Consider the following 12,772-nt stretch of genomic DNA (forward strand, 5'->3'; position numbering starts at 1 on the left):
GCGGTGGAGAGGGGAAGCCGGTGAGCTCAATTAAATACCTGGGGAGTTACATTTAGGGACATAAATGAAAATGAAAATCCTACCCTACATCAAAAAATGATTTAAATTAAATCAATTAACAATAGCATGCTAAAATATGATTTAATGTCTTTCTGATCAATTCAAGATCGCGAAGGAATGCGTGTGAAAAAATATTGTCTTATTTTAAGCTCAAGTCTAGGAAGCGTTATTGAATGGTATGACTTTGGCTTATTTACTCTTTTTTCTCCTCTTTTTAGCAAACTATTTTTTTCAGGTATCAATACCCAAGCAGCAATTTGGGCCACCCTCAGTGTTTTTACGGTAGGTGTTATATGTCGCCCACTAGGGGCATTACTTTTTGGCTATCTTGGTGATAAGTATGGCCATGGTAAAACATTAAGATGGTCCATCTTAATGATCGCCCTGCCCACATTTATTATTGGTTTTTTACCCACCTATCAACAGGTAGGAGTTCTTGCACCCATTCTGCTTACCCTTGTGCGTCTGTGGCAAGGAATTAGTATCGGTGGTGAATACAGTGGTAATATTATTTATTTAGCAGAAAGCGCGCCAAAGAATTATCGTGCAACATTCACTGCTTTTGCCAGTATGGGAGCAAACACAGGCATTTTACTTGCGGCATTAAGTGGCTTATTAATGAGTCAATTAACGAATGAAAATACCTTAGCTCAATGGGGTTGGCGTGTTCCTTATATTTTTGGTGGCATCCTCTCCCTCGTCATTTATTTTTCTCGTTTAAATCTTAGCGAAACGAATATATTTGCACAGTTAAAACAAAATAACTTACTTGCTAAGGATCCAGTTAAAAACGTATTTAAATATCATTTATCAGAATTACTACGTACTATAGGATTAGTATGTATGGGCAGCACTTTCTATTGTTTTACCTTTATTTATTTGCCCATTTTTTTAAGCCAAAAGAACAATTTTTTTTCCTTACATCAGACGTCGATACTCATGTCTTTTTTATTAGTGCTGATGATTATGTTGATGCCCCTTGCCGGGCTTCTTTGTGATAAATTGGGAAGAAAGCCTATGTTGTTATTTACTTCAGGATTAATCATTTTTGGAGTAATCCCTGGATTTATTTGCTTACAATATCACTGGCTGCCGTCGGTGATTTGCATTTTATTATTTTTTACTTTAGCGAGTTCATTAGAACAAGGAGCAACACCAATTACTATTGTTGAAAATTTTCCTGCGGCAACTCGTTATACTGGAATTTCATTAGGATATAACATTGGCAATGGCTTGATTGGTGGAACAGTCCCTCTAATTAGTGAATGGTTGATGCAGATCACTCAATGGTCTGTTAGTCCGGCAATCTATATTGCCCTGTATGCGACAATTACTGGAAGTGTGGTGTGTTTTTTTATACCAGAAACACGGGGAAACAGTCTATTGAGATGACTGGTCTCTCCTCGATTTAGTTGTATACCTTGTTACATTTTATTTTTTAAGCAATTGAAAAATAAAAAGAAATTACTTTTGCGATTTCTGTTTGGTTTAAAGCCAAGGATAATAAACGATCTACCCCCAAAGCCACACCACTGCATGCAGGCAAGCCATGTTCTAATGCCTGAAGTAAATATTGATCAGCCTCAACCTCTGCAAAGCCCTTTTCTGCACGAATCTGTTGATCCCGGCGAAAACGTTTTTCTTGTGCCTGAGCATCAGTCAATTCATGAAAACCATTAGCCAATTCAACTCCTTGGTAATAAATCTCAAAGCGCTCAGCGATGCCCTGACTTACTTTTGCCAATGCCGCTTGCGATTCAGGAAAATGGTATACTGCTACGGGTGCTTCTTCATCAGCTAAAAACGGCTCCACTACATGACTCATCAATAAAAATAAAAATTGGTCTTTATCTTGTTCTTCTGGAGAAAATACATAATCCAAATCAAAACGTACCAAAGCTTGATGTAATTGGGCTATAGATGCCGTGAGAGGATCGATATCACAAGCCTCCATAAAAGCTTGCTGATAGGTTTTTTTAATCAATGGTTTTGACTGCATCACTGTTTGTAAAAATAAATCCATTTCTTCCATCAAAGCGTAATGATCAATACCTAATTGGTACCATTCTAATAAAGTAAATTCTGGATTATGCCAACGCCCTAATTCATCGTCACGAAAAACCCTGGCTAATTGAAAAATAGGCCCACTCCCGGCTGCCAATAAGCGTTTCATATGGTATTCCGGTGAGGTTTGTAAGCTATAGGGTTTGTCGCGAAAATTTGCTTTAATATTACTTAAATAAACATCCGTAGTACCATAACGTGCCATAATGGGTGTTTCTACTTCTAAATAGCCACGTTCATTAAAGAACGCACGGATTTTAGCAATTAATCGGGCGCGTAAGCGCAGTGATTCAATAGATGCTGAAGGTTGCCACATGTCTAATAAAAAATTCCTAATTCAAGTTTTGCTGCTTCGGTCATGCGATCTTGAGTCCACGGAGGCTCCCAAACAAGTTCAACAGTACACTCATGTACACCTGGTACTTGATTGACAGCTTGCTCTACAGTCCCTGGAAAAGTTTGTGCAACCGGGCAACCTGGAGTCGTCAAAGTCATTTGAATAATTACCTGAGCGTCTTCATCGATATTAATAGTGTAAATTAAACCCAGATCGTAAATATTCACCGGAATTTCAGGGTCATAAACGCCCTTGAGCGCCTGAACTATGGCCTCGTGCATCGCTTCCGTATTTTGTTTTTTCTTAAAGCCAAACATAGATAGTCCCCATTAACCTATTCTGTTTTAACTATATTAATGTCCTTATTCAAAGCCGCCTCTAAAGTATGCCAAGCTAAAGTGGCACATTTTACGCGTGCAGGATATGCTTTAACCCCAGCCAATACGGTTAATTTATCCATCATCATTAACTGTCCTTCTTCATTTTGCGTCAGCATATGATGAAAACGGTGGAATAAATCATGCGCTTGAGCAACTGTTTTCCCAATGATTGAATCGGTCATCAAGGAGGCCGAAGCTTGTGAAATGGCACAACCACAGCCTAAAAAACTCAAATCAGTAATTTTATCCCCTTCCAATTTGGCATAAACGGTTAATTTATCTCCGCATAATGGATTAAAACCATTAGCCTGATTAGTTGCATCTTCCATCACGTAGTGATGTCGTGGATTACGGTTATGATCAATAATGATTTCTTGATAGAGCTCACGTAAATCGGCACTCATGCAAATACCTCTTTCACTTGATTTAAAGCGTTAATACAACAGTCAATTTCTTCTTTCGTATTATAAAAAGATAATGAAATACGTGATGTTGCAGGCACGCCAAAAAACTCCATTAATGGCATCGCGCAATGGTGCCCACTACGCAAAGCAATACCTCTACTATCCATAATGGTACCAATATCGTGCGCGTGAATATTCTCATGAATAAAAGAAATTACTGGTACTTTGTGTTTTGCCGTACCAATAATGCGAAAATCACCAAGAGATTGTATACCTGTAGTTGCATATTCCAATAATTCTTGTTCGTAAGCCGCTATTGCCTCTAAATCCAAAGACCATAGATAATCCATAGCAGCTCCTAATCCAATTGCACCAGCAATATTGGGTGTTCCTGCCTCAAATTTTTGCGGTAAAGGGGCATATTCTGTTGCATTGAAGCTCACATAATGAATCATCTCTCCTCCTCCTTGGTAAGGCGACATTTCATCTAAAAGGGCTTCTTTACCCCATAAAACCCCAATACCGGTTGGACCATACATTTTATGGCCAGAAAAAGCGTAGAAATCACAACCTAATGCTTGTACGTCCACAGGCAAATGAGCCGTTGCTTGTGCTCCATCTAATAATACCTGCACTCCATATTGATGCGCTAATTCAATCATTTTTTTAACAGGATTAACTGTTCCCAAAGCATTAGAAACATAGTTAATAGACACAAAACGAGTACGCTCATTTAATTTTTTAGCAAATTCATCCAACAAGATCTCGCCTTCTTTGCTAATAGGTGCAATCTGTAACTTGGCTCCTGTTTTTTTACATACCATTTGCCAGGGGACAATATTAGAGTGATGTTCCATATGAGTGATAAGGATTTCATCGCCAGGTGATAAACGTGGTGCCACATAACTTTGCGCAACCAAATTGATTGCCTCTGTAGTTCCACGAACAAAAATACATTCGCGGGCCGAGCACGCGTTAATAAAATGTTTTACTTTAGCTCGTGCTCCTTCATAAAGATCGGTCGCTCTTACACTTAAAGCATGTACTCCACGATGCACATTTGCATTATCCTGCTCATAATAGTGCACAATGGCATCAACCACAGAACACGATTTTTGTGTCGTAGCTGCATTATCAAAATATACTAAATCATGCCCATTTACTTTTTGGTGAAGAATAGGAAAATCATTGCGAATTGTGGCAATATCGAAAGTGTCAACTAATGAGTCAATCGTGTCCATGTGCTTACCCCAATTGTTTTGTTAATAAACGGCTCATATATTCAGCCAGCTTAGAATGCGAAATAAGTCGCAAATTATCCCTGGCAAAAGCTTCAATCAAATAATGAGATGCTTCCACACGATCAATACCACGTGTTGCCAAATAAAATAACGCTTCTTCATCCAGCTGCCCTACTGTAGCACCATGAGAACAAATTACGTCATCAGCATAAATTTCTAACTGTGGTTTTGTATCTACTTCAGCATGAGCAGACAACATCAAATTTTTATTTTGTTGTTTCGCATCAGTATGTTGCGCATCTTTAGCAACAAAAACCTTACCATTAAACACTGCACGCGAACGCCCCGCTAAAATGCCTTTATAATCTTGTTCGCTACTGCAATTAGGTACCAGATGATGAACAGTAGTGTGGTGATCCACATGCTGCCCTGCAATGAGAGCATAAATCCCATTCATCAAGCAGCGTGCTTTTTCTTCTTGCAAATATAAGCTCAAATCAGAACGCACACATTTGCCGCCTAAGCTTAATGAATGATGTACAAATTCACTATACGCACTTTGTTTTACAGACACATGCCCTAAGTGATAAGCTGCCTTGCTTTCGCGCTGGATTTTACAATGAATTAACTGCGCCTTGGCTCCTAAAAACACTTCCGTAACCGTATTGGTCAAATAACAAGTATCTTCTGTCCCTTGATAATCTTCAACTACTGTAACCTGGCTTTCGGCTTCAGCAATAATAATATGGCGTAAATATACTGCCTGATTTTGCTGATCTTGAACATGGCTTAAAGCAATAGGCTCATTAATGCATACCCCTTCAGGAATGTAGAGCACAACACCACAATGGATCATTGCTGTATTTAAAAAATGGAATCCATGTTCTTGTTTTAAAATAGAACCTAAATAAGGTCTTAATAACTCTGGCTGGTTGGCTAACACGCTAGCCAACGGCATAACCATCACTCCTTTAGGCAATACTTTATTCAGCTCACTAACACCAAAAATATGCCCATTATCGAGAGCAATATGTTGACCTACTGGTAAGTCAGAGGCTTTAGGAGCGAAGGCAGCTACTTCTTTATCATAAGCAGTAAAGGTTTTCTTTAATAATTCATCAACATTAGTGTATTTCCATTCCTCATCATGACGAGTTGGAAAACCGCAGTTATTTAAATTGGCTAAAGCAGTAGATTGCAACTGAGCAAGCCAAGGCACAGTAGAAACACTGCCCGCTGCCTGTTGCTGATAAAAATCCAATAGTTCATTCATCACTACACCATTTCCTCAAGCCAGCTATATCCTTTTTTCTCTAACTCAAGCGCAAGCGTTTTGTCACCGGACATAATAATACGACCATTCACTAAAACATGAATAAAATCAGGCTCAATATAATCTAACAAGCGTTGGTAGTGAGTGACTAAAATAATAGAACGCTCAGGAGAACGCATGGCATTAACGCCATGCGAAATAATACGTAAAGCATCAATATCCAAACCTGAATCAGTCTCATCAAGAATTGCTAGACATGGTTCTAAGGCAGCCATTTGTAAAATTTCATTACGCTTTTTCTCACCGCCTGAAAATCCTTCGTTAATGCTGCGATATAAAAAGCTTTCATCCATGTCTAATAGAGCACATTTTTCACGAATAAAAGTCAAAAATTCAATGGCATCTAAAGTATTTTTACCTTGACCTTTACGCACTGCATTGACTGACGCTTTAAGAAAATTAATATTGGTTACCCCAGGAATCTCTACAGGATATTGAAAGGATAAAAATACGCCGGCTCGTGCTCTTTCTTCGGGAGATAAAGGCGCTAAATCATGACCTAAATAAGTCATCTCACCACTGGTTACGTGATAAGAAGGATGGCCGGCTAATACTTTAGATAAAGTACTTTTACCTGAACCATTAGGGCCCATAATGGCGTGAACTTCACCAGGATTTACAGTTAAATTAATACCTTTTAAAATCGCTTGTTCATTCACTTCAACATTTAATTCATTGATCTTTAACATAATCTAGCCTACTGCCCCTTCTAAACTTAAACCCAGTAATTTGGTGGCCTCTACCGCAAATTCCATAGGTAACTCTTTCAATACTTGCTTACAAAAACCGTTTACAATCATAGACACTGCATCTTCAGTTTCAATGCCACGTTGTTGACAATAAAACAATTGCTCTTCACTGATTTTCGAAGTAGTCGCTTCGTGCTCTACTTGCGCCGTAGGGTTTTTGACTTCGATATAAGGAAATGTATGTGCTGAACACTCAGAGCCCATTAACATCGAATCACATTGGGTGTAATTACGTGCATTGGCCGCGGTAGGTGCAATACGTACTAAACCACGATACGCATTATGTGCACGTCCTGCACTAATGCCTTTAGAGATAATCGTTGAACGGGTGTTTTTACCAATATGGATCATCTTAGTACCCGTATCAGCTTGTTGGAAATTATTGGTTAAGGCAACCGAATAAAATTCACCCACTGAATCATCACCTTGCAATATCACACTTGGATATTTCCAGGTAATAGCAGAGCCAGTCTCAATTTGCGTCCATGAAATTTTGGAACGTTTGCCACGGCAAGCACCACGCTTAGTCACAAAATTGTAAATACCACCTTTGCCTTCTTTATCACCAGGGTACCAGTTTTGTACTGTAGAATATTTAATTTGTGCACCATCTAAGGCAACCAACTCTACTACTGCAGCATGCAATTGATTTTCATCACGCATTGGTGCAGTACAGCCTTCAAGATAAGAAACATAACTGTCTTCATCAGCAATAATTAAAGTACGTTCAAACTGTCCGGTAGACGCAGCATTAATACGGAAATAAGTTGATAACTCCATGGGACAACGCACACCTTTGGGTACGTACACAAAAGAACCATCGCTAAATACTGCTGAGTTTAAAGCAGCATAAAAATTATCGCGATAAGGAACCACTGAACCCAAGTATTTCATTAATAAATCAGGGTATTTATGCACCGCTTCAGAAAATGGGCAAAAAATAACGCCTTTTTCTGCAAGTTTGGCTTTAAACGTTGTGGCTACAGAAACGCTATCAAAAACAGCATCAACGGCAACACCTGCAAGCATTTCTTGCTCTCTTAAAGGAATACCTAATTTTTCATAAGTTCTTAATAATTCTGGATCTACCTCATCCAGGCTTTTGGGTGCATCTTTTTTGCTTTTAGGCGCAGAATAATAAGAAATTGCCTGGTAATCTATTGGTGGATAATGGACACTGGACCATTCTGGATGAGCCATCGTCAGCCAGTGCCTGTATGCCTTTAAACGCCATTCAAGTAAAAACTCTGGTTCCCCTTTAATGGCAGACAAACGACGAATCATCTCTTCATTCAAACCAGGTTCGAAGGTTTCTACTTCAATATCGGTTATAAAACCATGTTGATATTCTCTATCGAGCAGAGAATTAATTTGCTCACTGCTTTTAGCCACGATTGACTCCACTTGCTAATTGTCGCACACGTTCAACATCACGTGCATGCAGAGTTGGTTTTGCCAAGGTTTCCAAACTCACACTATCCAACGCCGTTTCGATTGCTTGGCTAATTAATCGCCAATTACCCTGAATAGTACACACTCCTTGTAACGAACAATCATTAGGCTGCAAACTGCATTCGGTGAAACCACGATGTTCTTCCAACGCAAAAATAATTTGCGCTATGGAAATTTCAGCAGCAGACTGCCGCAACCGATATCCGCCAGCGACTCCACGTACTGACGTTAACAAACCTGCACTGGTTAAACGTTTTAAAATTTTACTTACCGTAGGTACAGTCAAATGTGTATGTAAAGCAATATCACGCGCATTACATAAATCGTGCGCATGCCTGGCGAGATACACCATGACAACTGTTCCATAATCGGCCAATTTGCTGATGCGCAGCATAACACTCCAAGATCAAATAATCTAGTACTAAATAAGTCTTATTTAAAGACACAATTCGAGATTAATTAATAGATATTCTTATACTATAAATATAGTACCAAAATAGTTCTATATACAGCAAAGGCGAATATTACCCCATTGTAGTCACGTGATGCAAATAAAATATTACTTTTCGGGTTACCTATTTCAGTGATGCAACAAGGAGAACAGCAATTAGAGACTTGAACTCCACGCATTATATACGTATTATCTTCTATTTAAGTTTAATCATCATGCAAAAGGCATTGCAAACTAAGTTTTAGGAGCACAACCATGACAGCTGAGCATTATTCCGCCTCGCTTGTCAGTAATTCCATTGTTGATTCAGGTACTTTATTAGTTCCCCAAGGTTATTATCGCTCCAAATTATTCATGGTTCCTTTTTCTGCAAACTCCTTAGTTACTGCAGCAGGTCCCTTACTCTCCTTACTGGAGCGGCTCTGTCTTAGTCAAACATTACCACCTGTTGAACGTATCCGCGAAAATATAGAGCACGAGTTATTAGCATTTCATTGTAAATTAAATGCTACAAGATACCCTGAACCTTTAATCGGTATAGCGCATTACTTAATGTCCGCCACAATTGATGAAATATTAGGCAAAAGTTACATGCGCGTCTATAATACTCCTGCAAAATTTAAGGCATTTACCCCATTAACTAATGATAATGCCCAACCACAAGTACGTTTTTTTGAAATTGTAGATTACATTAAAGAAAGGCCTAGCCAATATCTTGATTTAATCGAATTAGTTTATTTCTTCCTCATTGCTGGATTTGAAGGACAATACCACCTTAAAGCAGATGGGCGTCAGGTTTTAGACAATTACATTGAAGATCTCTATCAAATCATCCAACGTGATCGTTTTAACAAACCGCATCGCTTATTTAACGAAAATCCACTACCAAAGGTCATTAAAAAAGATTATAAAAACGCAGTAATCACGCTGGTGGTTGCCGCTACAATTGTCACGCTTGCTTTTTTTACCAGCCATCTTTTATTGGAAAGTAAAGCAAAAAACGTTTTGTTCGGTCATTCCCAACTTGCCATGCTGGATAACTAATGGATAACTCTTTACGCGCATTATCTGACGCCATAAAAAAAATACTTACTAAACTAAAACCACAAAGTAATCAACTGTCTTTTGTGGTAATTACTGGAAAACATGCTCAGGGCAAATCAGCTTTACTTAAGCAAGCGAATATGGAAGAGTTGCCCGTGTTTAGCGAACAGCATGCCAAGATTTACTATAACACTAAAGGAATCATGATAGAACTTGGTGAGGGCTGGTTCACCAACAGCAAAACCTTATTACAAAATACCCTCAAGCAATTAAATCGTTGTAATTATTATTTAAAAATCACGGGCCTTGTCTTATGCGTTGATGTGAATGATTTACTTATACCCGATCGTAGCCAGTTTGCTGAACAAAGAAAAGCACATTTACAATTGCTGGAACGCTGGGGAATTAATCTGGGTTATCAGGTGGACTTGGCATTAATCATCACCAAAATGGATACTTTGGCAGGTTTTACTGAATTTTATCAATCCAATCATAGTTCAGACTTAGCTAAGCCACTTGGTTTTTCTTTAGATTGCCTTAATGAATCTGCTAAAAAAATCGAGACATTTACACAACAATTCAATCAACTCATCGAGATTATTGGCCAACAAATCATTAATAAGATGCATCCGGCTCGTTCAACAATGAGACGTAGCATGATTCGTGAACTCCCAATTCAAGTCGCCAGTCTGCGCCCAGCAATTCATTCATTATTGCAAGGGATCTCACCTAAGCTTTTTAACTTATACGCCATTTATTTTACCAGTGCTGAGCAAAGCGGAACCAGTATTGATCGGTTAAACAAAAAAATTCAGCATGAATACGCACTCGTGGTACAAGATACCTTTCCTCAAGCAAACAATTTTAGAGCATTTTTTGTTGAGGGTGCCCTAGGATCCATTCAAGAACAATGCAGTCAGATCCCACAATTACACAAATTCTCACAGAAACCTGTGATCGCTCTTATTGCAGCAATTGCGGGGATAAGTATCTGTGTTTTAACTTATCATCATTATAAAGCGCTACATTTCCTGGATGAGGCAAGCAAGGAACTTCTGGCCTTTGACACCTTAAAAAGCCAAAAGGATAAAGACAAACAAGCTCTGTACCATCTTTCTAATGCGGCTAAAACATTAAAAAATATTACCAGTGACCCCTTATCCTTGCCAACAGTTCACCAATTAAAAATCAATTTAAACTACAGCGCTCAAAATCGGTTACATGGTGAATTTTTACCTTCATTAAGTGCTGAACTTGAAGAAGCGATTAGTAATCCGGGTAATGCCCCGATTATTCGGTACAAGGCGCTCAAAGTGTATCTCATGCTAAGTCAGCCGGAGCATTTTTCCACGCAGCAAGTGGAAGATTGGTTTGCTGCACAATGGCATACTCTGCCAGAAATCGAGCTTAAAAAGCAAATGGCTTTGCTCAAACAGTCCTTAAGTAAAGCTCCGCAAAATTTGGTCACTAAACCACAAGTAATCAGTGATGCACGTAATTATTTAAATGCCTTGCCTACTAGCTATTTTTATTATTCGATTGCCAAAGAATCATTCCCTCACGAAACACTTAAAATTGAAGCTAATGGTTTTATCTTGGCAACAAATGAAGTTCCCGTTTATTTTACCAAAGCAGGCTTTAATCAAATCATTCAAACGATTCCCAAGATGAGTCAACAACTACAACAAGAAAATTGGGTACTTGCACGCCAGGATTTATCTGATTTACCCAATATGTTGGCTCAAGCCTATAGTTTTGATTACGTGACCTGGTGGCAAACCTTTATGCGTAAATCACAACCTGCACATTATCAAAGTTATCAAGAAGGCCGTGAAGTTGCCAAGAATTTAGAGCAATCACAGGCAATGAATAATTTAGTTCATTTAATCCAGGAAGAAACAAAGGCTGATTTAACCAATAATGCTTCACAGTTTAATCAATTGGTTGCCAACCAATTTACCGATTTAAATTTGATGAGTTTGTCCAGTACCAAAGAGTTGAGTCTAAAAATCATGGATCTGGAGCGCTTTATTTCGACTTTATCAATGATTAATGATGGTGGAAAAACTGCATTTAATATTACGAAAGCACGTTTTATAAGCGATGCAGCCACCGATCCAGTAAGCATGCTTTATAATCAGGCACGCCTTTTACCAGAGCCATTAAATTCCTGGACCAAGCAATTGGCCAGTGAAACCTGGACGCTTTTAATTAGAGACAGTCGCCAGTACATTAACACGCAATGGCAACAAACGGTATTTCAAGAGTATCAAAACACGATTGCCAAACGTTACCCCTTTGATTCAGCGCAATCAGATGAAATTGCCATTAATGATTTCAATCACTTTTTTGCCACCAATGGCTCCTTGAATTCATTTATTAATGATTTTGTAAAACCCTTTTTGGACATGTCCAGTGCCGAATGGAAATCTAAAGCAATAAATGACACCATTATGCCTATTGCCCCGGAAATGTTGGATGCTTTAGTACGAGCAAATATTATTACTACTATGTTTTTTCCTGAACCAACTGGACAAAGTAAAATTGAATTCAGCTTGCAAAAAATCAATTTGGATCCCATTGTTGCCACTTTGACCTTGGAAATTGGCAATAACCAATTAACAGACAGTCAAAGCAGCGAATCATTAACGCGCTTCACATGGCCTCAAGCTAATGCGCGATTGGCCTTGAATTCTATTGATGGCAACCATTTTGAACTCGCAGAGCAAGGCAATTGGGCTTTATTTAAATTGTTAGAAAAAGTAAATGTACTCGTTGATGAACAGGACAGTTCGAGTCTACAGATTCTCTTTGAAGTGAATAGTAATTCTGGACGATATTTACTAAAAACCAATAACCAGGTAAATCCTTTTACTCCGGGAATTTTAAATGGATTTAGCTTAAATCAAACGATTGTATAGAGAACACCCAAATACTTATTATTAGGTAGGTTGGTGCTAAGCGTAGCTCAGCATGTTGGGCTGCGCTACGCTTAGCACCAACCTATGTTATTCCTACACTTCTAAGAGATGCTTACTTTTTATATTTCATAGTTCTAAAGACGTTAAGAATTGGAACAATTTTGTATGAAGCATCCAGGCATCATCTACTAATTTCATGTGCGTGCTGAGCGCTGCTTGCCTAAAATCGTTAACCAAAACCTCAGGGGCATAAGAAATTACCGAAACCTCTTGCTGCAAACAGCGAAGGCATTGAGACATCGTGCGTTTTTCCTGACCGGAACAGGCAAGATTGAT

Annotated in this window: 12 protein-coding genes; 3 read left to right on the plus strand and 9 right to left on the minus strand. The window is 38.6% G+C overall.

Annotated elements, in window-relative coordinates:
• Nucleotides 1-183: 183 nt before the first annotated feature.
• Nucleotides 184-1,452, plus strand: coding sequence for an MFS transporter (locus QM652_RS12045; RefSeq protein WP_415076131.1), 1,269 nt, complete (start codon nt 184-186; stop codon nt 1,450-1,452).
• A gap of 46 nt (nt 1,453-1,498) precedes the next feature.
• On the opposite strand, the gene epmA is transcribed toward QM652_RS12045, so the two are convergent.
• From epmA to QM652_RS12085, 8 genes are read right to left on the minus strand one after another with little or no spacing between them, the layout of a single operon-like run.
• Nucleotides 1,499-2,440: an elongation factor P--(R)-beta-lysine ligase gene (gene epmA / locus QM652_RS12050; RefSeq protein ID WP_415076133.1), complete on the minus strand. Its 942-nt coding sequence runs from the start codon at nt 2,438-2,440 to the stop codon at nt 1,499-1,501.
• Nucleotides 2,441-2,442: 2 nt separating this feature from the next.
• Nucleotides 2,443-2,778 carry an SUF system Fe-S cluster assembly protein gene (locus QM652_RS12055; RefSeq protein WP_415076135.1) on the minus strand — a complete coding sequence of 112 codons (336 nt, stop codon included), beginning with the start codon at nt 2,776-2,778 and terminating at the stop codon, nt 2,443-2,445.
• Nucleotides 2,779-2,795: 17 nt separating this feature from the next.
• Nucleotides 2,796-3,245, minus strand: coding sequence for a Fe-S cluster assembly sulfur transfer protein SufU (gene sufU, locus QM652_RS12060; protein ID WP_415076137.1), 450 nt, complete (start codon nt 3,243-3,245; stop codon nt 2,796-2,798).
• Nucleotides 3,242-4,486: a SufS family cysteine desulfurase gene (locus QM652_RS12065; RefSeq protein WP_415076139.1), complete on the minus strand. Its 1,245-nt coding sequence runs from the start codon at nt 4,484-4,486 to the stop codon at nt 3,242-3,244. The genes sufU and QM652_RS12065 overlap by 4 nt, the downstream gene beginning before the upstream one ends.
• A gap of 4 nt (nt 4,487-4,490) precedes the next feature.
• The gene (sufD, locus tag QM652_RS12070) at nt 4,491-5,759 is read right to left on the minus strand and encodes a Fe-S cluster assembly protein SufD (protein WP_415076141.1); all 1,269 of its coding nucleotides are present in this window, start codon (nt 5,757-5,759) and stop codon (nt 4,491-4,493) included.
• Nucleotides 5,760-5,761: 2 nt separating this feature from the next.
• Nucleotides 5,762-6,508: a Fe-S cluster assembly ATPase SufC gene (sufC, locus tag QM652_RS12075; protein WP_415076143.1), complete on the minus strand. Its 747-nt coding sequence runs from the start codon at nt 6,506-6,508 to the stop codon at nt 5,762-5,764.
• A gap of 3 nt (nt 6,509-6,511) precedes the next feature.
• Entirely contained in the window at nt 6,512-7,960 is a 1,449-nt protein-coding gene (gene sufB, locus QM652_RS12080) for a Fe-S cluster assembly protein SufB (protein ID WP_415076145.1), read from the minus strand.
• The gene (locus QM652_RS12085; RefSeq protein ID WP_415076147.1) at nt 7,953-8,414 is read right to left on the minus strand and encodes an SUF system Fe-S cluster assembly regulator; all 462 of its coding nucleotides are present in this window, start codon (nt 8,412-8,414) and stop codon (nt 7,953-7,955) included. Before QM652_RS12085 ends, sufB begins: the two co-directional genes overlap by 8 nt.
• A gap of 312 nt (nt 8,415-8,726) precedes the next feature.
• On the opposite strand from QM652_RS12085, the gene icmH reads away from it, so the two are divergent.
• Together icmH and icmF are read left to right on the plus strand one after the other, a co-directional pair.
• Entirely contained in the window at nt 8,727-9,515 is a 789-nt protein-coding gene (gene icmH / locus QM652_RS12090) for a type IVB secretion system protein IcmH/DotU (protein ID WP_415076149.1), read from the plus strand.
• On the plus strand, nt 9,515-12,436 hold the full coding sequence (gene icmF, locus QM652_RS12095; RefSeq protein ID WP_415076151.1) for a type IVB secretion system protein IcmF: 2,922 nt from the start codon (nt 9,515-9,517) through the stop codon (nt 12,434-12,436). Before icmH ends, icmF begins: the two co-directional genes overlap by 1 nt.
• 126 nt (nt 12,437-12,562) lie before the next feature.
• Here icmF and QM652_RS12100 read toward each other — a convergent pair.
• On the minus strand, nt 12,563-12,772 hold a 210-nt coding region (locus QM652_RS12100; RefSeq protein WP_415076153.1), incomplete at its 5' end, for a hypothetical protein.

It is taken from the genome of Legionella sp., from assembly GCF_047605385.1.
Lineage (GTDB): Bacteria > Pseudomonadota > Gammaproteobacteria > Legionellales > Legionellaceae > Legionella.